This window comes from Halopseudomonas pelagia CL-AP6, from assembly GCF_000410875.1.
In the GTDB taxonomy this organism is placed as follows: Bacteria; Pseudomonadota; Gammaproteobacteria; order Pseudomonadales; family Pseudomonadaceae; genus Halopseudomonas; species Halopseudomonas pelagia.
The window spans coordinates 90,709-113,253 of record NZ_AROI01000002.1; the positions used below are offsets into that span (position 1 = coordinate 90,709).

Consider the following 22,545-nt stretch of genomic DNA (forward strand, 5'->3'; position numbering starts at 1 on the left):
GGAACCAAACATGAGTAGCGGACGTATCGTTCAAATCATCGGCGCCGTCATTGACGTGGAATTCCCACGCGACAGCGTGCCGAAGGTGTATGACGCGCTGCATGTCGACGAAAAGGGTCTGACCCTGGAAGTCCAGCAGCAATTGGGTGATGGCATTGTACGAACCATCGCCATGGGTACTACCGAAGGTGTCAAGCGCGGCCTGGCCGTGACTACCACTGGTGCAGCCATTTCCGTACCCGTGGGTATCAAGACCCTGGGCCGGATCATGGATGTACTCGGCAATCCTATCGACGAAGCCGGCCCGATTGGCGAAGAAGAACGCTGGGGCATTCACCGCCCGGCGCCTTCTTACGCGGAACAGGCCAGCTCCAACGAGCTGCTGGAAACCGGCATCAAGGTTATCGACCTGATCTGCCCGTTTGCCAAGGGCGGTAAAGTGGGTCTGTTCGGTGGTGCCGGTGTTGGTAAAACCGTCAACATGATGGAGCTGATTCGTAACATCGCCATCGAGCACAGCGGTTATTCCGTATTTGCCGGTGTGGGTGAGCGGACTCGTGAAGGTAACGACTTCTATCACGAGATGAAGGACTCCAACGTACTGGACAAGGTAGCGCTGGTTTACGGTCAGATGAACGAGCCGCCGGGTAACCGTCTGCGCGTAGCACTGACCGGCCTGACCATGGCCGAGAAGTTCCGGGACGAAGGTCGTGACGTACTGTTGTTTATTGACAACATCTACCGTTACACCCTGGCCGGTACCGAAGTATCCGCACTGCTCGGGCGTATGCCTTCAGCGGTAGGTTACCAGCCGACGCTGGCCGAGGAGATGGGTGTTCTGCAGGAGCGTATTACCTCCACCAAGCAGGGCTCCATTACGTCGATTCAGGCGGTATACGTACCAGCCGATGACTTGACCGACCCCTCGCCGGCTACCACCTTCGCCCACTTGGATGCGACCGTGGTATTGTCCCGTGATATCGCCTCGCTGGGTATCTACCCTGCGGTAGATCCGTTGGACTCCACCTCCCGTCAACTGGACCCCCAGGTGATTGGTCAGGAGCACTACGATACGGCCCGTGGCGTACAGTATGTTCTGCAGCGCTACAAAGAGCTGAAAGACATCATCGCGATTCTGGGTATGGACGAACTGTCCGAGGAAGACAAGCAACTGGTAGCCCGCGCTCGTAAGATCCAGCGTTACCTGTCGCAGCCGTTCTTCGTGGCCGAGGTCTTCACCGGTTCTCCAGGCAAGTACGTTTCTCTGAAGGACACTATCCGTGCCTTCAAAGGCATTCTGGATGGCGAGTTCGACCACCTGCCCGAGCAGGCGTTTTACATGGTCGGCACCATCGATGAAGCCATCGAGAAAGCCAAGAAAATGTAATGCTAGCGCCCGCGCAAGCGGGCGCAGAATCGAGGCAATGACATGGCTATGACAGTGCACTGCGATATCGTCAGCGCGGAAGAAGAGCTGTTTTCGGGTCTGGCTACGATGGTCGTCGCACACGGCAACATGGGTGATCTGGGTATTCTGCCCGGTCACACGCCGTTGCTCACCGACCTCAAGCCTGGCCCGGTTCGGGTGATCAAGCAGGATGGCAGTGAGGAAGTGTTCTACATTTCCGGCGGCTTCCTGGAGATCCAGCCGAGCATGGTCAAGGTGCTTGCCGACACGGCTATCCGTGCTGGTGACATCGACGAAGCGTCTGCAATTGAAGCGAAAAAGGCCGCTGAAAAGGCCTTGAGCGAGAAGGGATCCGAGTTTGATTACGGTTCCGCTTCTGCGCGTCTTGCTGAAGCTGCGGCACAGCTGCGTACCGTGCAGGAACTGCGCAAGAAATACGGCGGACCGGCGTTCAACAATCGCTGAGTTCGTTTGCAATAAAAAAGGCAGCCTTGGCTGCCTTTTTTATTGCTTCCAGCTTCCAGCTTCCCGTTTCCAGCTTTGCTATCATCTACCCACTCTTAAGCAACCACGGTTCACACTATGATATTGGATATCGTCATCCTCGCCGCCGGTCAGGGCACTCGTATGCGCTCAGCACTGCCCAAAGTGCTTCACCCGGTAGCAGGCAAACCTATGCTTGGGCATGTGATTGACTGCGCAAGGGCACTGGCACCTCGGCGGATCCACGTGGTCATTGGCCACGGTGCGGACAAGGTGCGCGAGACCTTGGCGGCGGACGATATCAACTGGGTGGTGCAGAGCGAACAGCTCGGTACCGGGCATGCGGTCGCACAGGCGTTACCTGACATCACCGATGCCGACCAGATACTGGTGCTGTACGGCGACGTTCCGCTGCTGCGCGCTGAGACCCTTCAGCGATTGAGTACCCAGGCTGGCGTCCAGGCGTTGGGCTTGCTGACGGTCACCATGGCCGATCCTACCGGTTATGGGCGCATCGTCCGTAGCCCTGGCGGGGCGGTAGAAGCCATTGTCGAGCAAAAAGATGCCAGCGCAGAACATCTGCTGATCACCGAAGGCAATACCGGCATTATGGCGTTGCCGGGCAACCAAGCGGCCCAATGGCTGTCCAGCTTGTCCAACGACAATGCCCAGGGCGAATATTATCTGACCGATGTCGTGGCGCTGGCAGTCAGTCACAAGGTACCGGTCGAGGTGGCACAGCCGTTGGATGAACTCGAGGTGATGGGTGCGAATAACCGTCAGCAGCTGTCGGTGCTTGAGCGTGCCTGGCAACAACGCGAAGGCCTGCGCTTGATGAGCGAAGGCGTGACCCTAGCGGATCCGGCGCGCGTTGACGTGCGCGGCAATGTCACCGTCGGGCGGGATATCTTTATGGATATCAATGTTGTGCTTGAAGGCGACGTCAACATTGGTGACAACGTCGAAATTGGCCCGCATTGCGTCATACGTAACAGTAGTATCGCCGCAGGCACGGTAATCAAGGCCTTCAGCCATATTGATGGTGCGCAAGTGGGCGAGGATTGCGATATTGGTCCTTATGCGCGGCTGCGTCCCGGCACTCGTATGCAAACAGGCGCGAAGATCGGTAATTTTGTCGAAACCAAAAAGGCCGATATCGGCGCGGGTTCGAAGATCAATCACTTGTCCTACGTCGGAGACGCGGTAGTAGGTGCGCAGGTCAATATTGGTGCAGGCACTATTACCTGTAACTATGACGGTGTTAACAAATTCGTCACACGTATTGGCGACGGTGTTTTTGTTGGCTCGAACACTGCGTTGGTGGCGCCTGTCAGCATTGGTGCCGGTGCAACCACAGCGGCGGGCTCGACGCTGACCCAGGATGTCCCGGCGCAGGCACTGGCGGTGGGCCGTGCGAGACAGAAGAATATTGAAGGCTGGAAGCGTCCGAGCAAAAAGAGCTGATATAAGGTGTTTCCAGCTCCAGCCGGACCTACCCGGCTGGACCGTGACACCCGAGGAAATTGGTCTATATTAAGGAGGGGAACGCGGGGCGCGAAATCTGGACTATTTGGAGGGTGGGTATGCTAAGGCAACTTTACGAGACCTTGAGCAAGCTGAAACTACCTTTGCGGATTATGCTTTCCGGAGGGCCCACCCTGGATCTGGGGCCAGAGCCGAAAGTGACCTTGGAAATTATTGACCCCCTTCTGCTCAATGACCTGCGTCAACCCAGCCTGGATAAGCTGGGCGAAGCCTATATCGATAAGCGCATGGAGGTGCGCGGCCCGATCATGCAAGTGGTCGAGATAGCCGATCGTCTGAGTAAGGGATTGCTGGGTGATCGCAGCGACCCAGTCAAACCGCGCACTGCACATGATAAAGCCATGGACGCAGAGGCCATTGCCTACCATTATGATCTCTCTAATGACTTCTACGCACTTTGGCTTGATCCTGAGATGCTTTACTCCTGCGCGTACTTTCGAGATTCTGAGCACGACAGCCTGGCCCAGGCGCAGATCAACAAGCTGGATCATATATGCCGCAAGCTACGGCTCCAGCCCGGAGAGCGGCTGCTGGACGTAGGCTGTGGTTGGGGAGGCTTAGCGCGTCATGCGGCCCAGCATTACGGCGTCAGCGTCTACGGCATCACTTTGAGCAAAGAGCAACTGGTTCTGGCGCGGGAGAAAAATGCCGCCGCCGGGCTTGGCGAGGCGATCGAGTTGCAGTTGCAAGATTACCGGGATCTACCGGGCCGCGAGAATTTCGATAAAGTGGTCAGTGTTGGCATGTTTGAGCATGTTGGACAGGCCAATCTGGATACCTATTTCAAAGTGCTGCACGATCAGGTCAAACCGGGTGGACTGGTGATGAACCACGGCATTACCGCCAAGCACGTGGATGGCCGACCGGTGAGCCGGGGTGCGGGTACTTTTATCGGGCGTTACGTCTTTCCGCATGGCGAGTTGCCGCATTTATCCACCGCGATTGCCAGTATGAGTGAGCAGGGCCTGGAGGTGGTCGATGTGGAAAGCCTGCGTTTGCATTATGCCCGGACTCTTGAGCACTGGAGCGACAACCTCGAAGCTCGGCTTGAGGAGGCGAGGGCATTGGTGCCCGATAAAACGTTACGAATCTGGAGAGTCTATCTGGCTGGCTGTGCTTACGGCTTTCGCAAGAACTGGATCAATATTCACCAAATTCTTGCCGTTAAGCCATTTCCTGACGGGCACCACAATATGCCGTGGACGCGTGAAGATATCTATTTTTCGGGGTGAATGCTGGGCTTGCGAATCAATTGCTAAGTAGGCAGATTGATATCACAGCGCTGCAGGTGGCTGTGATACATTTGTTGCGCTTTCACCTGATTTGCACTGGAGACCAGGCGTGACCTTGATACCCCTTACAGAACAAGAAGTCAGCGTGGGTAAACCGTTGCAGTGGGACCTTCTTGACGCTAAGGGCAGTGTTCTGATGGAGCAGTCGCGCATTATCGATAGTGAGCCGCTGTTGGCTCAGTTATTGAAGATGGGTCTCTATCGAGCAGCACCCGAGCGCAACGCCGCAGAAGAAAAGCTCGACGTGGCTGGCAATGGTGCGGCTTCAGAAGTCCAGATCTCCAGCTTGTCACAAATCCAACTGGCGCCCGGCGATTTGGTGCAGCTACAGACGCTCCACCCGACTCACGCAGAGCGGTATCAGGTCCGGATGATCGGATTTTATGCACCCGTCAGCCTGATGGTGACCTCTCCGACGGTCCAGGGTCGCCTGGTGTTTGTTAAGGAAGGGCAGCAGTTTCTGGTCCGCGGATTTGTTGGCAAGGATGCGGTCGCTTACAAAACGCGGGTGATCAAATCGAATCTGGCGCCATTCCCCTATCTGCATCTGGCCTATCCGGAAACCGTGCAGTCCATGCGCATCCGCGGCTCGTCGCGAGTGTCCGTGGAGCTGGTCACGGCAGTGAGTGGCCCCGCCGGTCAGGCATCAGCCAAGATAGTCGACCTTAGCTGCGGTGGTGCACGAATGATGTCACCCAGGCCGGTCGCCGAGAAGGGTGATGATGTGAAGCTCTCATTCCGTATTAACCCTTCGGGCCTGGATGTGTACCTGACCATTAATGCCAAGGTTCGCGCGGTGAGCTGTGATGAAACGGCCAATAGTCAGGTGGCCACTGGCGTCGAGTTTGTTGATCTGAATGAACAGGACAGGCTGTACCTGACCAATATGGTTTACCAGAATTTGTTGAAGGATAACTTATGATCCGAGCGGCATGGAAGCGCGGGTTTGCGGCCTTGCTATTGGCGACCATGCTGGTAACCACCGCATTTGCTCAGACGTCGACCATGACCGAGGGGGAATGGTGGGATATACAGCTAGCGCAAGAGACGTTTCGCCTGCAGCGTGTAGCTGACCCGGACAGCCGCCGCCAAGGGCTGATGGGGCGTGAGTTGGCGGCGGACGAAGGGATGCTGTTTGATTTCCCAGCGGGCACAGTGCCTGCTATCTGGATGCGCAATATGCGTATCAGCCTTGATCTGGTGTATGTCGATGACGATGGCCACATCGCCAATATTTTCTCCGCCGTACCCCCTTGCCACAGCATGCCCTGTGCTATTTATCGTGCAGACAGGGCACTACGCTTTGTGCTCGAACTGCCAGCCGGTACGGCTGGTCGGCTGAGATTGATGGGCGGACAGAAATTGCAGATGGATGAGCTACTGGCCCTGCCAGTGCCCTCGGAGTAACGATTGCTCAGGGTGTCTCCCAACGCCCGTTGCTAATATTTTCGCAATAGGCCTTGAGCACCGGTGCATCATCTGCGTCGCTGTAATAGTGAATTGCCTGTTCATAGGCCACGCCCAGAGATTTGGCCCCCCTGCAAATACCGTATGCGCCCGCTGGGCATGCTTCGGTGAAGGCGATCTCAAAGCTGCGATCAGGGATCTGCGGTTGGCAAAAACTCTGATTGAACAGCGACGGCGGTATGCTGATATTTTGCTGACACATGCGAATAGGCAGTTGGTCATCGTTAGAGGTGATTACGCAGGCCGAGGCCAACGCCTGAGTGCTGAACAGAGCGATGACCGACAGGCTGAGGTATTTTAGGCTCATGGTGTGCGCCAAGTAGAAGAAAGTAAGCCATTGGTAGCCCGTTACCTTAATCGCTGTTTATGACCGCTCGCAAGCCCTGCTCCAGAACAAGCCGGTCTGGACGCTGGGCAGTAATCAGCTCAATGCGGTTGTCCTGTTGCCAATCGCTGCGCTGCCAGCGAATAGGCTCCGCTGGCAAAGCATTGAAAGATCGCCAACCCTCCGCGCTACGTACTACTCCTTTCGCACGCAGCCAAGGGTGCGTAAGCAGCCACGTCTGCAATGCCGCCAGGTCAAATACCTGATCAGGGTGTATTTGCCAACCAATACTGTGATGCTCACCGGCTGCCTGGCTATGACAATGCCAGTCTGCAGTACTGCGCCATAGCGGGGGGAGCGTCGGCACGGAAGAGGCTGGAGGCATCGCGGTATGCGTGTGAGTCACTTGGGCTTGTCGAAGAGGCAGGCTGTCGAGTCGGATATCGGCTTGTTCACACCACAATTTGTCGCACGTAGGCAGTCGCGCCTCCAGCGTCTGCTTGGCGGTGCTATCCAGGCGTGCGGACTTGTTCAGCAGCAGTAAACCGGCCTGGGGCAAAGCCAACTGCTGGGCCTCAGGTAGCGGCGTGCCCTGGGCCATCTTGTTGGCGTCGAGCACCATCACCAAGGGTTGCAGGTTCAGTATGCCCAACCAGGGCGGCGCGCTCAGTTGCTGCAGCAACTGGAGCGGATGGCCGAGGCCCGATGTCTCGATAAATAGCCTGGTGGGGCGTCCTTTACGCAGGAGCCGGTTCAGTCCTACCTGAAAGGGCACACCATTGACGCAACAAAGGCAGCCACCTGGTACCTCGGCCAGCGCCACCCCTTCGGCATCCTGTTGCAGTAGCGCCGCATCAATGCCGATCTGGCCAAATTCGTTGATTAATATCGCCCAACGCTCATGCGGCGGCCGCTGGCGCATCAACTGCTTCAGCAGCGTGGTTTTACCCGCACCCAGAGGGCCGGCGATAAGGTGGGTAGGGATATCTTGAATCATGCCGCCCAGCATAAAGGTTGCTGCTGGTTGTCACCAGAGGTTCCACGTGGAACCTGCCAGTACGGGGTTGGAGGCGGCATCAGCGCAGTCTCAGGGTTGGATCAGTCCTGACTGCAAGCGCTTGGGCAGTTTGGTCACGACTAATTGATGTGATCGACGAAGCAGCTGGCGCAGCTCTGCGTCCTCCAGCCTATAGGGGTAATCCAGGCTGACCCAATGGGCTCGGGCCAGATAAGGCGCGGGATGAAAACCAGGTCTATCACAAAATCCGAGGAAAACGTCATCATCTACTTTGAACGCGCAGCTATTGTTGCTTAAGTCGATGAGAGCGAACATTTTGGTAGCAGCCACGGAAAAAACGCGATTCTGGCCCCATTTGAGGTCCTCCCGCACAGCTGGCAGGCTGAGGCAAAAATGCGTGAGTTGCGCGGCGTTCATAGCAGTCTATTGCTAGGGCAGTCTTGATGAACTGGCCCTGATCCGGGGAAGGGATGGGGTGCCAGATCAATTCCCAGTAGGTGGCTGCCGTGCAATTGAATGGAGCCGCTGTAGCGGCGCTCACCGGTAACGGTGAATTCAAAGCCATAGCGGCGCACTACACCAAAACGTCCGGCCTGGTTGCGGGCCAGCCGAATTCGGCTGAGTACTATGCTTTCGTCCAGCAACTGCACGTCGACCTGTTTGCAGTGCTGCCGCACCAGCATTAGGGCGCGGTCGCGCAAGCCCAGGCCGCGCCATATCCAAGCGCCCACCATGGCTGCCAGCATGAGTAAAGCCACATGGCCCAGATCAAACATCAGCCAATCTCGCGTGTACATCATCTGTCCAGCTTATGACGCGGTTGCGACCGCTGGATTTAGCTGCATATAGGGCCTGATCGGCACGTTTGAACAAGCTATCCAGCTGGTCCCCGGCTTGCCAGGTGGCCAAGCCAACGCTGACCCGCAACCCGAATGATTCTGCACCCTGTTGCAGAGCGAGTTTACTGACTTCCTGGCGTAGTCGTTCGAGTAACGCCATCGCTGCGGCGTCATCGGTCTGTGTAAGAAGCACCACAAACTCCTCGCCCCCGAAACGGGAAAAGATATCGCTCTCGCGTAACAGTCTCCGGCAAAGGCCGGCGAACTGTTGCAGGGCATGATCCCCCGCGAGGTGGCCGTAACTGTCATTGATACTCTTGAAATGATCCAGATCGAGTATGGCGAGGCTCAGGGGCTGCTGATAACGAGCCGCTCGCTTGAACTCTTGCTGTGCCCGCTCATTGAATGCGCGGCGGTTCAGTGCCCCGGTCAGCGAGTCTTGCGTTGCCAACAACTGCAGCTGTTGCTCCAGTGCCTTACGATGACTGACATCGCGAATTTCCAGCAGCAGATCATTGCTGTCTGCGCTGAGTGGGGCGATGCTGATCTCGGCAGGGAAGCTCTTGCCGCTGGTATGTAGAGCGTCCACATCCAACTGGCTGGCATGGGCGCGTGACAGGTGTTGCTCAATCAGATTACGGCTTTGGCTGGGAAACAAAGTGATAACCGGTTGCTGAAGTAGGCTCTGTCGCGACAGGCCGGTAAGTTGTTCCAGCCGGCGATTGGCATCCTGGATAAGCCCAGTTTTCACGATCATGACGGCAGAAGTAGTGGCGCCGAGCAGGCGCTCGAAACGTAGGGCATTGTGGCGTGCCTGTTCAGCATGTATTTCACTGTTGGCGAGAATTCGCTGCATGGTCATTAGCGTAACCCCAATAAAGCCCATGACTAAAGCGGGGATCGCAAAATTGTAAGGCAGCAGGTAGCTGAATGATTCATATGGGTTGATATAGGGCGCGTCCAGCCACCAGTCGCGATAGCCCAGATAGCCACGCAGTAGCGTAACTGCGGAGTAAATCAGCAGACTGATACCGACCAGAAGGCGTGCGGGACGCGTAGCGGGATCGGACTTTTCCCGCAGTAACAACCAGACCGCCTGAGCCGGCAGTAGGCCGGCGATCGTCGAATAGATACCCATGAGAAAATCTGAATGGCCGTCGAACATCCAGTAGTGAATATTGAACAGAACCATAAGACTGACACTTAGAGGCACAATCCACCACGGCAGTTGGCGCCCCATGAAGCGGAATATACCCAAGAGGAACAGCGCTTCTCCTGCCAGTTGTGCAGCGTTGCCAAGCACATTCAGAGTTGGGCTGCCGGTCAATATGAAAGCGATAAACAAGCCAATCCCGCCGATCAGCGACCAACTGCCGGCCATCCAGAATCCGGGTCCAGAATAGGGTCGTGATATTTGCCATAGCGCCGTTGCCGCGATGGCGACTGCCAGCAGTAAGCATAATCCGAGCAACATGGGTGAGTAATACAACAAGTGTGTTTACCTGCGAGCCATCTGGGCCATCTGTATGGCGAGTATAGCCGTTGATGTTGGCTCAAGTCGCGCCTTGGTTAGTGCTGGCATTACGCGCTTGAGCCGGTGATTCAGTGCGTCGCTGGGGGTTGCTCTTCGACGGATATTACACAGATGCGATCGGGTTGCGGGTAATGCCAGCACACATTTAAATCCCAGAAACGTACCCCATAGCGGCGTTCCTCTGTGGGTCGTTGATAGGCAGGCTTGGGGTCTTGAGCCAGGCACTGTTCAATCAACTCGACCACCGGTTGGCGCAGCCTGACTGCCTGGTCCCGGGCCTGTTGTAACGATTCCGGCAGCCAATCGACCCTAAGCAGTGTTGGTGCGGCGTCAGCCAGACTATTGCGCGCCAACGGCAGGCTGTCGGCATAGGGTACGTAAGGCTTTATGTCGAGAATCGGCGTGCCGTCGAGCAGGTCAATCGACGAGATGAGTAAACGACCTGGCTCCATCCCATCAAGCCTGACCACCGACTGACCAATGGGATTGGGCCGGTGGGTCGAGCGGCTGGCGAATACGCCAATGCGTTGATTACCGCCCAGTCGTGGCGGCCTTACGCGCAGATGTGCCGGGCCCGACGTTGCGGCATGAAACACGAACAGTAGCCAGAGATGAGACACGCCCTCAAGTCCGGCTACTGCTTCGGGCCGATTGTAGGGCGCGATCAGTTCGACAACGCCCTTGGCCGCTGGCGCGAGACTGGGCTGCCGGGGTATAGCAAATTTTTCGCTGAAGCAGGATCGTACGATGCCTATGGTCTCGAACTGGTAAGTCACGCTTAGCTCTGCTGCAACGGAGGGATGCTTTCGGGGTGGTCAGGCAGAACAAAATGGCTGCCCCCATCGATCTCGATGATCTGCAGGTTTTCTGCCTGCCGAGCACTGGCCAGCATCGCCGCGCTTTGTAGTACGCGATCATTGCCAGGCACCAGGATCGCGCCGCGTTTGACGTATTGGTAAATATCCGTGCTGGTGTCTGGCATCCAGTCAGCCATGTCCTTGAGGTTGGCCAACATGATGGCGGCGCGCTTGGGATTGAATGGCACGCCCATGATCAGTTCGCGTTTGCGCGGGTTATCCAGGGGGCCCCAAATGCTTCGGTTTCGATCGTTGATCGGTTGTTGCTGCCAGAAGGGTAGGAAAAATGGCAAACACCAGCGGACTATGCCTGGCAGGGGTGCATAAGGCAGACCCTGTGGCAGCACCGGTGCCTCCAGCACAACCTCCACCTGCTCAAACAAAGCGGGTTGTTGGCGTGCGGCTTCCAACGCCACGGCTCCGCCGCGCGAGTGGCCATGCACGCGCACGTTTTGCGTCGTTACCAGGTGGGTTAAAGCCAGGTTCAGTACCGCCGCGTCATAGGCGATGCTGCCTGGGCGAGCTTTAGGGGGCTTGGCCCATTGCGCGGTACTGAAGCGCGGTCTAGTCACGGGCACATGGTAATCAGCGCTGGTCAGCAGGATCAGTTCAATGGTCGGGTCAGCATAGTACTCGGTGAAGTAAAGGAAGTTTTCCACAAAGCCGGGGATGACTATTACGGTGGAGGTGGCGCCGCTATGCGCCCGCTTGGCGATACACGCCAGACCGACCTGGAACAGTTCACCATCGAATGGCAGCGCCTGCTGTTGCGGAGATTCCTTTCTTAGCAGGTACTTGCGCAGGTAAAAAATCACCAGTAACGCGAGTCCCGTAATTCCGATCAAAGATTCCATTTGAACTCCTGGCTAACTGGTAAGGCAGAGTGCCAAGCATACCGGAAATAGTGACGGGATTACCCACCCGGACGGGGGAGACGCGAGGATTCACTCGCCGTCGTAAACCCAGACCTTGTCGGCGTCGAAGCGATAGCTGGCGTCGGCCAACTCGTTGCTGGTCTGGTCGATATGCAGCGTGCCGGACATCCAGAATGCCTCATAGATATCATCGATGCGAATACCCTGTGGATAGTCGACCAGGATAATCTGGTTGGGTGGTGGCGGCGGGACGTGAATACAGGCACCGGCGTAGGGCACCAGGAAGAAGGAGGTATAAGCGCCGCGCTCGTTGGTTTCCAGCGGCACCGGGAAGCCGGCAATTTTCAGCTCCTGTGCGTCCATGCTGTCGACCACGCGGGTGGAATACATCACCTCGGGCAGGTCGTCGCGCTGGCGCAGGCTCTGAGTGAAATCACCGGGCGCTTCCTCCCCACCATCATGGCCGATTTCAGGCATCTCAAGCATGGCCTGGTAGTCCTCTTCGGGTAACAGGTCCAACCAGTCAACGGTGCGAGGGGCGGCATGGGCGGCGGCCGTTAGGCCAAGGCAAAATGCTATTAGGAAAAGCCGGCGCATAACAATACTCAAGAAGAAGAGGGCACAGCCTCTGACAGGTGTCCTGCTGAGGAGTTTCCCGTAGTGCGCGGGCTTTGCCAAGAACGGATTTTTCTCAGTTCCAGCCAGGCCTAAGGATAGCGCTGCCGATGGTTGCCGAGGGTAATAACTCAGCTTTGTTCGTCCTGCAAGAAGCGGCCAAGGCGTTGTTTCAGATAAGCATTTTCCGCTTTGAGTTGCTCTACCTCCTCAAGCAAGCCAAGCACCAAGGGAATATCGGCCCATTCGACCGTCAGGTCGCGGTGGAGTCGTTCAGCCTTGTGCACCAGGCTGACGCTGGTGCTGGCAAACCTCCACTCCTCGGGCAGTGTACCGGCCTCAGGGGTGAGGATCCCTTCGGCAACCAGCTCCAGCAATTGCTCTTCGCTGATGCTTACGCACTGGCGTAGCTCGGCAAAATTGATAGTGACCTGCGTGACGGTGCTCATGATGTTTGGCTCCACTCTGCTCGCGGATCGAATCCGGCTGCGTTGGCCAGCTGTGTCCATAGTGCTCGGGTTGCCTCGTCAGCTTGCTGGGGCATAACCACCTTCAGTACTGCGAACAGGTCGCCCGATCCCTCTTTGCCGATCAGCCCCTTACCTTTGATACGCAGCCTTTGTCCTGATTGACTGTTGGGGCGAATGGTCAATTGAATTTTGCCGACCAGGGTCGGGATCGTCACCTTGGTGCCCAGCGCCGCCTCCCAGGGAGCCAGCGGTACGGTAATGACCAGGTTATGACCCTCTACATCGAATAGCGGATGAGGTACCAGGCGGATATGCAGGTACAGGTCGCCGTTCGCAGCATTGCCGCTGCCGGGTGCGCCCTGGCCCTTTAAGCGAATGCGCTCGCCATCGCGTACCCCCGCCGGAACCTTCACCTTGAGTGATTTTTTCAGTTCCTGCATGCGGCCGCGTTCATCGCGGTAGGGCAGCATGAACTCGATGGGTTTGGTGGTGTTTTCGAGGGTTTCTTCCAGAAACACCGGCATTTCTATTTCCACATCACGCCCTTTCTGAGCAAAGCGGTTGTCGTCAAAGGGCGATTGGCGAGCGCCTGCGGAGCCAAACATGGACTCGAAGAAGTCGGCAAAATCCTGATTCGTTTCGGCTGAGCCCGCTTGACCACCACGGGACCCGCCGCTGAAGCGTTGCCGCTGCTGTCGCGCCTGACGCAGTTCATCGTATTCGGCGCGCTTCTCTACGTTGTGCAACACGTCGTAGGCTTCGGCGACTTCCTTGAACTTCTCTTCAGCGCCGGCAAGGCTGCTGACATCGGGGTGGTATTGGCGTGCCAGTTTGCGATAAGCGGTTTTGATCGTCTTGTCGTCTGCGTCCGGTTCCACGCCGAGCGTAGCGTAATAGTCCTTGAATTCCATAGGTGCGGCCCGTTGTCTTTGATGAGGTAGGCGAGCGGCCTGCCTCCATCCTGCATATCATTGCCCTGAGCATAGAGCATGTTGATCTACAACGGGAAATAGTTGTCAGCTCGCCTGACGAGCAGACCACCCACACAGGGACTCAACTGGGTTTGAATGTGGGGTGACTCTAGTGGTCACCCTGGTTGTCACTAAGCTTGTAATTAAGGCTGTATCAGTCGCTGGACGTCATCGATGCGCGCTTTCAACGTCATGCTATCGGCGCAGCGCAGCGTTGCATGTCCGACCTTGCGGCCGCTCTTGAAGGCTTTACCGTAGTGATGCAGATGGCAATTGCTGATCGCTGTGACCTTCTCTACTGCGGGCACTTCGCCGATAAAGTTGAGCATCGCGCTTTCGCCGACCTTGGCGGTGGAGCCCAGGGGCAGGCCGGCGATCGCGCGCAAGTGGTTTTCAAACTGGCTGCACTCGGCGCCTTCAATGGTCCAGTGGCCGGAATTGTGGACGCGGGGCGCGATTTCGTTGGCTTTCAAGCCGCCGTCGATTTCGAAGAACTCGAAGGCGAGTACGCCGACGTAATCCAGTTGCTGCAGAACCCGGTGGGCATAATCCTCGGCCAGGCCCTGCAACGGATGCTCGGTACTGGCTACTGAAAGGCGCAAAATGCCCTGTTCGTGCGTGTTATGCACCAAGGGGTAAAACGCGATTTCGCCGTTTCGGCCGCGCACGGCGATCAGCGACACTTCGCCGGTAAAGGGCACAAAGCCCTCGAGGATACAGGGTACGCTGCCCAGCTCGGCAAAGGCGTCTTGCACATCCTCAGGATGACGCAGCACCTTCTGGCCCTTGCCATCGTAGCCGAGCGTGCGGGTTTTCATCACTGCGGGCAGGCCGATGCGCTTGACTGCTGCATCGAGATTATCCTGAGACTGGATATCGGCAAATTCAGGCGTGGGGATGTCCAGATCCTGGAACATGGATTTCTCAAACCAGCGATCCCGGGCGATGCGCAGGGACTCGGCATTGGGGAAAACCGGGACGAACTGCGAGAGAAAGGCCACGGTTTCTGCTGGCACGCTTTCAAATTCGAAGGTCACCACATCCGCTTCATCAGCCAGCTGGCGCAGGTGATCACGGTCGCTGTAATCGGCGCGGATATGCTCACCAAGGGCCTGGGCGCAGGCATCAGGCGCCGGGTCGAGAAAGGCGAATTGCTGGCCTAGCGGCGTACCGGCCAGGGCCAGCATGCGTCCGAGTTGTCCACCACCAATCACACCGATCTTCATTGCATTATCCTCAGGCCTGACGTGGGTCAGGATTATTCAGCACGGTATCCGTCTGCTGGGTACGGAAGGCTTCCAGCGCCCGATGGTATTCAGGGTATTTGCCGCCGAGGATGCTGGCAGAGAGTAAGGCGGCATTGATGGCGCCGGCCTTGCCGATGGCCAGGGTCGCGACCGGCACACCGGCGGGCATCTGCACGATCGACAACAGCGAGTCCACACCCGAGAGCATGGATGATTGCACCGGCACGCCGAGCACCGGGAGGTGCGTCTTGGCCGCGCACATACCGGGCAGGTGGGCGGCACCGCCAGCACCGGCGATGATGACTTCTATGCCTCTGCCAGCGGCCTCTTCGGCGTACTGAAACAGCAGGTCCGGTGTGCGATGGGCAGAGACCACTTTCACCTCGTAGGGAATGCCCAGTTGCTCAAGCATATCCGCCGTATGGCTCAAAGTGGACCAGTCTGACTTGGAGCCCATGATCACGCCAACCAATGCGGTCATCGTTCGCTGCCTCGCTTATTGTCCGCGCTGGGGCGGACTGAAAGGAAAAGCGGGACATTATGAAGCTACAAGCTGGAAGCTACAAGCCACACCGCTTTCGCCGCGAGGCCGCGGCTCCTACAGTGGCTCGACCAGCTCCTGCTGGAGCGAGCGCTGGCCAGGCCATGGAGTAGGCCTCCGTTATCAGCGGGCGAGACCATAGCGCCTATTGGTGGGAGCGCCGGCCTCGTTATCGCCGCGGGGCCGCAGCGGCTACCGCGAGAACTTCTCCGGTCTGAGTACTTCTACTTCACTCAGATAGCAGACCATCGCATAGTTGGCGTAATAACGTTCCTGCAGGTGTCGGGCGATACGCTCGGCCAGCTCGCGGGCACAGATAATCTCCAGGCGAATATTGCCGTCGTTGTCCCAGCCGGCACTGCGCACCCCTCGGCTGCCGCTGCCGCGCGCATCGGACAGCGTCCAACCAGGTGCGCCGAGTTGCTCCAGGTCCTTGATCAAGCGGGCTTCCAGCGCGGTTTCGCAGATCAAGGTGAGCAGGGTGCGGGTAGGCATACTCATGGTGTGCTCCTCAGGCGGCCAGCCATTCGGCCAACGACAGATACAGTGGGATGCCCACCAGTATATTGAATGGGAAGGTGATGCCCAACGACGCGGTCAGCGACAGTGCCGGATTGGCTTCAGGCAGCGCCAGGCGCATGGCTGCGGGTACCGCTATATAAGAGCCACTGGCACCCAGTGTGGCCAATACGGTCATGCCGCCCACCGAGAGGCCGATAAGCTGGCCGAGCAGGGCACCGATGGTGGCACCGATCAGCGGAAAGACAAGCGCAAAGGCGACCAAACGCACGCCCGTTGTACGCAGACTGCCCAGATGCCGCGAGGCGATAAGGCCCATCTCCAGCAAGAAGAACGCCAGTACCGGCTTGAACATGCTGGTGTACAGGGGCTCCAGCGGCGCAATGGCTTCCTTGCCGGCCAGCACGCCAATCATCAGTCCGCCAAGCAACAGCATGATGCTCTTGCCGAGAAACACCTCATGGCCCAGCGCCTTCCAGTCGGTATCGCGACGGATACCTTTGGCCAGCAGAATGCCGACGATAATCGCCGGTACTTCGAGTACCGCGACGAATAGCGGCATATAGCTTTCAAACACGATATCGCGGGCCAGCAGATAGGCGATCACCACGGCAAAGGTACCGGCGCTGACCGAGCCGTAATGCGCAGCGATACTGGCTGCATCGACGCGCGGAAAGCGCAGCCCGCGCAGCAGCGGAAAGGCCAGCAGTGGCAGCGCGACACCCATTGCCAGCACCGCCAGAGTCTGCCCCAGCAGTGCCGCGCTGGCCTGCTCTGCCAGCTCGACGCCGCCATGCAAGCCGATGGCCAGCAGCAACACGATGGACAGCGTGTCATACAACGCTGGCGGCAGTTTTAACTCGCTCTTGACTAACCCGGCGATCAGGCCGAAAACAAAAAACAGCACTACGGGATCGAGACCCATACTTTCCCCCCGGGAAAGCAGCCTCAAGCGGCAAGTTATAAGAGACTTGCCGCTTGAGGCTGCGTTTATTCGATTTCTATCAGAATCTCACCCGGATTGACCCGGTCACCCTTAGTGACGTTCACGGCCTTGACCGTGCCGCTGATCGCCGCCTGGATTTCGCTTTCCATCTTCATCGCTTCGCTGACCAGCACGCCCTGGCCGGCCTTGACCACATCGCCCACCGCCACCAGCACATCGACCACGTTACCGGGCATGCTGGTGGTCACGTGGCCGGGTTGGCTGGCCTGCTTGCGTTGGCTGCCGCCGTTGCCGCTGAAGGAACTCAGCGGCTCGAACACGGCCTCTTCGGGCATGCCGTCCAGGCTCAGGTAAAAATGCCGCTTGCCGTCACCCTTGACGCTCACGCCAGTGATGTCTACCCGGTAGCTCTCGCCATGCACGTCGATAATGAACTCGGTCGGCGCGCCGTCTTTGGCCATCGGCTTGCCCGGCGCGCCGGGCGCGGGCAGCAGTGCCTCGGGTTTGAGTGTACCGGCAGCACGCTCTTCGAGGAACTTGCGGCCAATGTCCGGGAACATGGCGTAGGTCAGCACATCTTCGTCAGATTCTGCAAGGCTACCCACTTCGGCCTTGAGTTTGTTCATCTCCGGTTTGATTAAGTCGGCCGGACGCACATCAATAACGGACTCGTTGCCGATGGCGCGGCGTTGCAGCTCGGCATTGACCTCGCCCGGGGCTTGGCCGTAACGGCCTTGCAAGTAAAGTTTTACCTCGTTAGTGATGGTCTTGTAGCGCTCGCCAGCCAGCACGTTGAACACCGCCTGGGTGCCGACAATCTGCGATGTGGGCGTTACCAGCGGCGGGAAGCCCAGGTCTGCACGCACGCGCGGAATCTCGTCAAAGACTTCCTGAATGCGGTCGAGGGCATTCTGCTCTTTCAACTGGTTGGCCAGGTTGGACATCATGCCGCCGGGTACCTGATTGACTTGTACGCGGGTGTCCACGCCAGTGAAGTCACTTTCGAACTGGTGGTACTTTTTGCGCACGGCATGGAAATACATGCCGATTTCCTGCAACAGCGCCAGATCCAGGCCAGTATCGAATGGCGTGCCGCGCAACGCGGCGACCATGGATTCGGTACCCGGATGGCTGGTGCCCCAGGCCATGCTGGAAATGGCCGTGTCGATATGATCCGCGCCGTTCTCGATCGCCTTGAGCTGGCACATGGCAGCGAGGCCGGCGGTGTCGTGTGAATGCACAAAGACCGGCAGCGATTGCTCAGCCTTCAACGCCTTGACCAGTTCGCCGGTGGCATAGGGTGTGAGCAGGCCAGCCATATCCTTGATCGCCAGCGAGTCGCAGCCCAGCGCTTCCATGGCCTGGGCCTGCTTCACAAAGGCCTCGACCGTATGTACCGGGCTGGTGGTATAGGCAATGGTGCCCTGGGCATGCTTGCCGGCATCCTTGACCGCCTTGATCGAGGTCTCAAGATTACGCACATCGTTCATGGCGTCGAAGATGCGGAACACGTCGATGCCGTTGGCTGCGGCCTTGGCCACGAAGGCACGCACAACGTCATCGCTGTAATGCCGATAGCCGAGCAGATTCTGCCCGCGCAAAAGCATCTGCAAGCGCGTGTTGGGCAGCGCTTCACGCAGTTGGCGCAGGCGCTCCCAGGGGTCTTCCTTGAGAAAGCGAATGCAGGCATCGAAAGTCGCGCCGCCCCAGACTTCCAGCGACCAGTAGCCGACCTGGTCGAGCTTGGCGCAGATCGGCAGCATGTCCTCGGTGCGCATGCGTGTGGCCAGCAATGACTGGTGGGCATCGCGCAGGACGGTGTCGGTGACGGTAATTTTGCGTGTGGTGCTCATCATCTGTTCCTCGTTAGCTGCAAGCTGATCGTTATGCTCTTGCAGCTTGCCGCTGTGTTTATAGTCCCGCATGCGCTGCGATGGCGGTGGCGATGGCCAGAGCGAGCTCTTCGGGTTTGCGTTTTACCGAGTAGCGCGTCAGTTCGGGGTGTGCTTCAACGAAGCTGGTGTCGAATACGCCCGAGCGAAATTCGTTATTCCGCAAAATCTCCTGGTAGTAGGCGGTCGTGGTTTTCACCCCCTGCAGGCGCATGTCGTCCAGCGCGCGCAGGCCGCGATCCAGCGCTTCTTCCCAGGTCAGCGCCCAGACAATCAGCTTCAGGCACATGGAGTCGTAATAGGGTGGGATGCTGTAGCCGGTGTAGATCGCCGTGTCCACCCGTACGCCAGGGCCGCCGGGTGCGTAATAGCGGGTGATCTTGCCGAACGAGGGCAAGAAATCGTTCTTCGGATCTTCGGCATTGATGCGGAACTGGATGGCGAAGCCGCGATGCTGAATGTCCTCCTGCTTGACCGACAGCGGTAACCCCGAGGCAATGCGGATTTGCTCACGGACGATATCAATACCGGTGATCTGCTCGGTGATGGTGTGTTCGACCTGAACGCGGGTATTCATTTCCATGAAATACACCTCGCCCTCGGCGAGCAGAAATTCCACCGTACCGGCATTCTCGTAGCCGACGGCCTGAGCAGCCTTGACTGACAGATTACCAATGTAGGCGCGTTGTTCCGGGGTCAGCTGCGGGCTGGGGGCGATTTCAATCAGCTTCTGGTTGCGGCGTTGGATCGAGCAGTCGCGCTCGAACAGGTGCACGGTATTGCCCTGGCTATCGGCGAGGATCTGCGCTTCGATATGCTTGGGATTAACGATGCATTTTTCCAGAAACACGTCGGCCGAGCCGAATGCCTTGGTCGCTTCGGAGATCACCCGTGGCCAGGCCTGCTCCAGCTCAGAGGGGCTGTTGCAACGGCGAATGCCGCGGCCGCCGCCACCCGAGGTGGCCTTGAGCATGATCGGGTAGCCGACACGCTCGGCTTCGCTCAGGGCGTCGGCAAGATCCGCCAGATTGCCCTCGGTGCCGGGTGTCACGGGCACGCCGGCTTTGATCATGCTGCGCCGGGCTTCGGTCTTGTCGCCCATGCGGCGAATGACCTCACCGCTGGGGCCGATAAACTTGATGCCGCGTTCCGCGCAGATATCCGCCAGCTCGGCGTTTTCGGAGAGAAAACCATAACCTGGGTGCAGGGCATCGCAGCCGGTCTGCACCGCCAGATTGACCAGCTGACGGGCATTCAGATAGCCAGCCAGAGGGTCGCTACCCAGGTTGTAGGACTCGTCGGCGCGTTTGACATGCAGTGCATAACGGTCAGCTTCGGAGTAGATGGCCACCGAACGAATGCCCATTTCCGCGCAAGCGCGAACGATACGTACGGCAATTTCCCCGCGGTTGGCGATAAGAATTTTCTTGATCACGGCCGCTGTCCTCTTGGTGGTGATCGGATAGCTTTACGCTACGCCTCCATTGCGCCGAAGAAAAATGAATAATAATGACCTTGAGTATAAGTAATAACTTATACATGCTGGCGCAAACTCGATTCCTTCTCGTTCAGGGTAGTCCAGCATGCGCAAATCTCTCTATCGCCTGACCTTGCGTCAGATGCAGGTTTTTCAGGCGGTGTGCCGTAGCCTCTCGTATAGCCGGGCAGCGGAGGAAATGTCGTTGACCCAATCGGCGGTGAGCCAGCAGATTCGCCAACTGGAAGAGTTGGTCGGGCAAGGGCTGTTTGAGTACGTCGGCAAAAAGCTCTATATGACCGAGGCCGCCGACAGCCTGCTACAGGCCAGTGGCGATATTTTTGCCCGCCTGGACAGCCTGGACATGAGTTTGACGACCCTGCAAGGCAGTCTGCAGGGTGAGTTGCGCCTGGCGGTGGTCAGCAGCATTCAGTATCTGACTCCGCATCTTTTAGCCGCTTTTCGGCAATGTTACCCCCAGGTCAGCTTTCGGCTGGAGGTTACACGACGTTCACAGGTGATACAGCGGTTACAGGATAACCAGGACGATGTCGTGCTGATGGGCCTGGTGCCAGAGGATCGGGCGCTGGAGTTTTTCCCGTTCTTGGACAACGCGATTATTGCGGTGGCTGCACCTAGTCATGCTCTGGCAGATCGAGGCTCGCTCGCGCTGGCCGAACTCGAAACCCAGTGCGTATTGCAGCGTGAGCCGGGCTCGGGTACGCGCAAGGCCTGTGACGATTTCTTCGTGCAGCGCCGGGTCCATCCGCAGCACGCCATGCAAATGGGCTCAGGCGAAAGTATGATACAGGGCGCGGCGGCTGGGTTGGGCATAGCGCTGGTGTCCGAGCATTCTGCAGCAGCTTTTTTGCGCAACGGCGATCTGGTACGCCTGAATTTCACCGATCTGCCGCTGTATCGCAGCTGGTGCGCGGTGCATGCTCGCGGTAAAAGGATGAGCCCGGTGGCCGATGCCTTTCTGCGTTTTCTGCGCGAGGAGCGAGCGGGCATTAAAAAGATCGCCGCCCGCTTTACGGTGAAAGGCTAGTTGAGCCGCTGCGGGTGGCGGGGAAGATCTCATTAACAATATTGCGAATCATTATCGTTATCAGTAGTATCTGAAGGCTCAGCCATTCAATGTGAGCCACGTCCATGCTGTCAGCGGCACAACCTACTCTCGATCGACTTTATACCAGCCACAGCCATTGGTTGAAGGCGGTGGTCTACCGCCGAGTGGGTTGTGCAGAAATCTCTGCAGATCTGGTGCAGGATGTGTTTATGCGCCTACTCGGAAAGGCCAGCATCCCAGTCATGGACGAGCCCCGCGCCTATCTGGCACGCATTGCCCACGGGCTATTGGTCGATTACCGGCGACGGCAGGCGCTGGAGCGGGCCTGGCTGGAGAGTCTGGCGTCGTTGCCAGAAGCCGATATGCCCTCGCCTGAAGAACACCTGCAGATTGTCGAGGCGCTGGCGCGCATCGACGCATTGCTCGACGGCCTCAACCCCCGGGTACGCAGAGTGTTTTTGCTCTCCCGGCTGGAAGGTAGAAGTTACCCGCTGATAGCCGAGCAGCTAAGCGTATCCCTGAGTACGGTGGAAAAGGACATGGCTCAAGCCCTGCGCCACTGTTATCAGGTTCTGATGGGCTAACCTCATGAGCGCTGGGCACGAGAATCACGACATTCCCGAGCAGGTGTTGGAGCAGGCGATTACCTGGGCGGTCGCTCTGGGCGCTGATGGCGTGGAAGCCGCCAAGCGCCATGCGTTTGAGCAGTGGCTGCAGGCGCATTCGTTACATCGCACCGCCTGGCAACGGTTGCAACTGATCGAAAGCGAGTTTGCCGGGGTGCGCAGATGTCAGTCTGAAGGAAAGCGAGTCTTGCTGGATGTGGTGCAGCACCGCAAGCGCCGGCCAGGCTTGGGGGTTAGTACGGCGGGCCTGTTGATACTGGTCCTGTTGCTGGCCATTCCCTATGCCAGCCGCCCACAGACAAGCGCTGGTACGCCAGAAAGCGGCCAACTGAGCCAGACACCAGCGGCGTGGTCCTGCGCAATCTTGCGTGGCATGGCTAGCCTTCGGCCGTCCGTAGACGGCATCTGTCAATACCCTCGCGCCTGCAGGGGTTGAGAGGGCGGCTGACGTCGGAACAGCGGCTGGCCTCTGCAAAAGCTTTACGGGTTTGCGCTGCTCGCTCGGCAAAGGGGTAATCATTTCTATGCC

At 58.0% G+C, this 22,545-nt stretch carries 25 protein-coding genes; 9 read left to right on the forward strand and 16 right to left on the reverse strand.

Annotated features, from left to right (window positions below):
- The first annotated feature begins 10 nt into the window (after positions 1 to 10).
- From atpD to K787_RS21785, 6 genes are all read left to right on the forward strand, one after another.
- A complete protein-coding gene (gene atpD, locus K787_RS0100600) occupies positions 11 to 1,387 on the forward strand; it encodes a F0F1 ATP synthase subunit beta (RefSeq protein WP_022960834.1) in 1,377 nt (458 codons plus the stop codon).
- 42 nt (positions 1,388 to 1,429) lie between these two features.
- Positions 1,430 to 1,873 (forward strand): F0F1 ATP synthase subunit epsilon, encoded by a 444-nt coding sequence (locus K787_RS0100605; protein ID WP_022960835.1) that lies wholly within the window; start codon positions 1,430 to 1,432, stop codon positions 1,871 to 1,873.
- A gap of 117 nt (positions 1,874 to 1,990) precedes the next feature.
- Complete coding sequence (glmU, locus tag K787_RS0100610) at positions 1,991 to 3,355, forward strand: bifunctional UDP-N-acetylglucosamine diphosphorylase/glucosamine-1-phosphate N-acetyltransferase GlmU (protein WP_022960836.1); 1,365 nt, start codon at positions 1,991 to 1,993, stop codon at positions 3,353 to 3,355.
- A 119-nt stretch (positions 3,356 to 3,474) separates the two neighbouring features.
- Positions 3,475 to 4,668, forward strand: a complete 1,194-nt coding sequence (gene cfaB / locus K787_RS0100615) for a C17 cyclopropane fatty acid synthase CfaB (RefSeq protein WP_022960837.1) — start codon at positions 3,475 to 3,477, stop codon at positions 4,666 to 4,668.
- 109 nt (positions 4,669 to 4,777) lie between these two features.
- Complete coding sequence (locus K787_RS0100620; protein ID WP_022960838.1) at positions 4,778 to 5,650, forward strand: flagellar brake protein; 873 nt, start codon at positions 4,778 to 4,780, stop codon at positions 5,648 to 5,650.
- Positions 5,647 to 6,135 carry a DUF192 domain-containing protein gene (locus tag K787_RS21785; protein ID WP_022960839.1) on the forward strand — a complete coding sequence of 163 codons (489 nt, stop codon included), beginning with the start codon at positions 5,647 to 5,649 and terminating at the stop codon, positions 6,133 to 6,135. Before K787_RS0100620 ends, K787_RS21785 begins: the two co-directional genes overlap by 4 nt.
- Positions 6,136 to 6,142: 7 nt before the next feature.
- Here the strand turns inward: K787_RS21785 and K787_RS0100630 are convergent, their stop codons facing one another.
- The 16 genes from K787_RS0100630 to K787_RS0100705 all read right to left on the reverse strand — a co-directional run bounded on the left by K787_RS0100630 (position 6,143) and on the right by K787_RS0100705 (position 20,279).
- Positions 6,143 to 6,502, reverse strand: coding sequence for a hypothetical protein (locus K787_RS0100630; RefSeq protein ID WP_022960840.1), 360 nt, complete (start codon positions 6,500 to 6,502; stop codon positions 6,143 to 6,145).
- Between the two features lie 46 nt (positions 6,503 to 6,548).
- Complete coding sequence (locus K787_RS0100635; RefSeq protein WP_028614449.1) at positions 6,549 to 7,517, reverse strand: CobW family GTP-binding protein; 969 nt, start codon at positions 7,515 to 7,517, stop codon at positions 6,549 to 6,551.
- A gap of 90 nt (positions 7,518 to 7,607) precedes the next feature.
- Positions 7,608 to 7,955 carry an MmcQ/YjbR family DNA-binding protein gene (locus K787_RS0100640; RefSeq protein WP_022960842.1) on the reverse strand — a complete coding sequence of 116 codons (348 nt, stop codon included), beginning with the start codon at positions 7,953 to 7,955 and terminating at the stop codon, positions 7,608 to 7,610.
- Positions 7,952 to 8,335, reverse strand: a complete 384-nt coding sequence (locus tag K787_RS0100645) for a DUF3301 domain-containing protein (protein WP_022960843.1) — start codon at positions 8,333 to 8,335, stop codon at positions 7,952 to 7,954. Before K787_RS0100645 ends, K787_RS0100640 begins: the two co-directional genes overlap by 4 nt.
- On the reverse strand, positions 8,307 to 9,758 hold the full coding sequence (locus K787_RS24185) for a sensor domain-containing diguanylate cyclase (RefSeq protein WP_022960844.1): 1,452 nt from the start codon (positions 9,756 to 9,758) through the stop codon (positions 8,307 to 8,309). Before K787_RS24185 ends, K787_RS0100645 begins: the two co-directional genes overlap by 29 nt.
- A gap of 221 nt (positions 9,759 to 9,979) precedes the next feature.
- The gene (gene tsaA, locus K787_RS0100655; RefSeq protein ID WP_022960845.1) at positions 9,980 to 10,687 is read right to left on the reverse strand and encodes a tRNA (N6-threonylcarbamoyladenosine(37)-N6)-methyltransferase TrmO; all 708 of its coding nucleotides are present in this window, start codon (positions 10,685 to 10,687) and stop codon (positions 9,980 to 9,982) included.
- A 2-nt stretch (positions 10,688 to 10,689) separates the two neighbouring features.
- Entirely contained in the window at positions 10,690 to 11,622 is a 933-nt protein-coding gene (locus K787_RS0100660; protein ID WP_022960846.1) for an alpha/beta hydrolase, read from the reverse strand.
- A gap of 90 nt (positions 11,623 to 11,712) precedes the next feature.
- A complete protein-coding gene (locus K787_RS0100665; protein WP_022960847.1) occupies positions 11,713 to 12,240 on the reverse strand; it encodes a DUF3299 domain-containing protein in 528 nt (175 codons plus the stop codon).
- Positions 12,241 to 12,389: 149 nt separating this feature from the next.
- Positions 12,390 to 12,707 carry a chaperone modulator CbpM gene (locus tag K787_RS0100670; RefSeq protein ID WP_022960848.1) on the reverse strand — a complete coding sequence of 106 codons (318 nt, stop codon included), beginning with the start codon at positions 12,705 to 12,707 and terminating at the stop codon, positions 12,390 to 12,392.
- Positions 12,704 to 13,639 (reverse strand): curved DNA-binding protein, encoded by a 936-nt coding sequence (gene cbpA, locus K787_RS0100675; protein ID WP_022960849.1) that lies wholly within the window; start codon positions 13,637 to 13,639, stop codon positions 12,704 to 12,706. The genes K787_RS0100670 and cbpA overlap by 4 nt, the downstream gene beginning before the upstream one ends.
- A gap of 203 nt (positions 13,640 to 13,842) precedes the next feature.
- Entirely contained in the window at positions 13,843 to 14,925 is a 1,083-nt protein-coding gene (locus tag K787_RS0100680) for a 5-(carboxyamino)imidazole ribonucleotide synthase (RefSeq protein ID WP_022960850.1), read from the reverse strand.
- Between the two features lie 10 nt (positions 14,926 to 14,935).
- Positions 14,936 to 15,427: a 5-(carboxyamino)imidazole ribonucleotide mutase gene (purE, locus tag K787_RS0100685; RefSeq protein ID WP_022960851.1), complete on the reverse strand. Its 492-nt coding sequence runs from the start codon at positions 15,425 to 15,427 to the stop codon at positions 14,936 to 14,938.
- A 252-nt stretch (positions 15,428 to 15,679) separates the two neighbouring features.
- The gene (locus tag K787_RS0100690) at positions 15,680 to 15,988 is read right to left on the reverse strand and encodes a P-II family nitrogen regulator (RefSeq protein WP_022960852.1); all 309 of its coding nucleotides are present in this window, start codon (positions 15,986 to 15,988) and stop codon (positions 15,680 to 15,682) included.
- A gap of 10 nt (positions 15,989 to 15,998) precedes the next feature.
- The gene (locus K787_RS0100695) at positions 15,999 to 16,931 is read right to left on the reverse strand and encodes a sodium-dependent bicarbonate transport family permease (protein ID WP_022960853.1); all 933 of its coding nucleotides are present in this window, start codon (positions 16,929 to 16,931) and stop codon (positions 15,999 to 16,001) included.
- A gap of 65 nt (positions 16,932 to 16,996) precedes the next feature.
- Positions 16,997 to 18,805, reverse strand: a complete 1,809-nt coding sequence (gene oadA / locus K787_RS0100700; protein ID WP_028614452.1) for a sodium-extruding oxaloacetate decarboxylase subunit alpha — start codon at positions 18,803 to 18,805, stop codon at positions 16,997 to 16,999.
- Positions 18,806 to 18,863: 58 nt separating this feature from the next.
- Positions 18,864 to 20,279: an acetyl-CoA carboxylase biotin carboxylase subunit gene (locus K787_RS0100705; protein ID WP_022960855.1), complete on the reverse strand. Its 1,416-nt coding sequence runs from the start codon at positions 20,277 to 20,279 to the stop codon at positions 18,864 to 18,866.
- Positions 20,280 to 20,427: 148 nt separating this feature from the next.
- Between K787_RS0100705 and K787_RS0100710 the strand changes: the two genes are divergently transcribed.
- The 3 genes from K787_RS0100710 (at position 20,428) to K787_RS0100720 (ending at position 22,452) form a co-directional block, all read left to right on the forward strand.
- Complete coding sequence (locus K787_RS0100710) at positions 20,428 to 21,369, forward strand: LysR family transcriptional regulator (RefSeq protein WP_022960856.1); 942 nt, start codon at positions 20,428 to 20,430, stop codon at positions 21,367 to 21,369.
- Between the two features lie 104 nt (positions 21,370 to 21,473).
- A complete protein-coding gene (locus K787_RS0100715) occupies positions 21,474 to 21,974 on the forward strand; it encodes a sigma-70 family RNA polymerase sigma factor (RefSeq protein WP_022960857.1) in 501 nt (166 codons plus the stop codon).
- Positions 21,975 to 21,978: 4 nt separating this feature from the next.
- Positions 21,979 to 22,452: a FecR/PupR family sigma factor regulator gene (locus tag K787_RS0100720; RefSeq protein WP_022960858.1), complete on the forward strand. Its 474-nt coding sequence runs from the start codon at positions 21,979 to 21,981 to the stop codon at positions 22,450 to 22,452.
- The last annotated feature ends 93 nt before the right edge of the window (positions 22,453 to 22,545 follow it).

Excerpts from the sequence above, each read along its gene's own strand:
- atpD (WP_022960834.1), top strand. The coding sequence starts at position 11 with ATGAGTAGCGGACGTATCGTTCAAATCATCGGCGCCGTCATTGACGTG.
- K787_RS0100605 (WP_022960835.1), top strand. The coding sequence starts at position 1,430 with ATGGCTATGACAGTGCACTGCGATATCGTCAGCGCGGAAGAAGAGCTG.
- glmU (WP_022960836.1), top strand. The coding sequence starts at position 1,991 with ATGATATTGGATATCGTCATCCTCGCCGCCGGTCAGGGCACTCGTATG.
- cfaB (WP_022960837.1), top strand. The coding sequence starts at position 3,475 with ATGCTAAGGCAACTTTACGAGACCTTGAGCAAGCTGAAACTACCTTTG.
- K787_RS21785 (WP_022960839.1), top strand. The coding sequence starts at position 5,647 with ATGATCCGAGCGGCATGGAAGCGCGGGTTTGCGGCCTTGCTATTGGCG.
- K787_RS0100630 (WP_022960840.1), bottom strand. The coding sequence starts at position 6,502 with ATGAGCCTAAAATACCTCAGCCTGTCGGTCATCGCTCTGTTCAGCACT.
- K787_RS0100635 (WP_028614449.1), bottom strand. The coding sequence starts at position 7,517 with ATGATTCAAGATATCCCTACCCACCTTATCGCCGGCCCTCTGGGTGCG.
- K787_RS0100640 (WP_022960842.1), bottom strand. The coding sequence starts at position 7,955 with ATGAACGCCGCGCAACTCACGCATTTTTGCCTCAGCCTGCCAGCTGTG.
- K787_RS0100645 (WP_022960843.1), bottom strand. The coding sequence starts at position 8,335 with ATGTACACGCGAGATTGGCTGATGTTTGATCTGGGCCATGTGGCTTTA.
- K787_RS24185 (WP_022960844.1), bottom strand. The coding sequence starts at position 9,758 with ATGGCCGGCAGTTGGTCGCTGATCGGCGGGATTGGCTTGTTTATCGCT.
- K787_RS0100660 (WP_022960846.1), bottom strand. The coding sequence starts at position 11,622 with ATGGAATCTTTGATCGGAATTACGGGACTCGCGTTACTGGTGATTTTT.
- K787_RS0100665 (WP_022960847.1), bottom strand. The coding sequence starts at position 12,240 with ATGCGCCGGCTTTTCCTAATAGCATTTTGCCTTGGCCTAACGGCCGCC.
- K787_RS0100670 (WP_022960848.1), bottom strand. The coding sequence starts at position 12,707 with ATGAGCACCGTCACGCAGGTCACTATCAATTTTGCCGAGCTACGCCAG.
- cbpA (WP_022960849.1), bottom strand. The coding sequence starts at position 13,639 with ATGGAATTCAAGGACTATTACGCTACGCTCGGCGTGGAACCGGACGCA.
- K787_RS0100680 (WP_022960850.1), bottom strand. The coding sequence starts at position 14,925 with ATGAAGATCGGTGTGATTGGTGGTGGACAACTCGGACGCATGCTGGCC.
- purE (WP_022960851.1), bottom strand. The coding sequence starts at position 15,427 with ATGACCGCATTGGTTGGCGTGATCATGGGCTCCAAGTCAGACTGGTCC.
- K787_RS0100690 (WP_022960852.1), bottom strand. The coding sequence starts at position 15,988 with ATGAGTATGCCTACCCGCACCCTGCTCACCTTGATCTGCGAAACCGCG.
- K787_RS0100695 (WP_022960853.1), bottom strand. The coding sequence starts at position 16,931 with ATGGGTCTCGATCCCGTAGTGCTGTTTTTTGTTTTCGGCCTGATCGCC.
- oadA (WP_028614452.1), bottom strand. The coding sequence starts at position 18,805 with ATGAGCACCACACGCAAAATTACCGTCACCGACACCGTCCTGCGCGAT.
- K787_RS0100710 (WP_022960856.1), top strand. The coding sequence starts at position 20,428 with ATGCGCAAATCTCTCTATCGCCTGACCTTGCGTCAGATGCAGGTTTTT.
- K787_RS0100715 (WP_022960857.1), top strand. The coding sequence starts at position 21,474 with ATGCTGTCAGCGGCACAACCTACTCTCGATCGACTTTATACCAGCCAC.
- K787_RS0100720 (WP_022960858.1), top strand. The coding sequence starts at position 21,979 with ATGAGCGCTGGGCACGAGAATCACGACATTCCCGAGCAGGTGTTGGAG.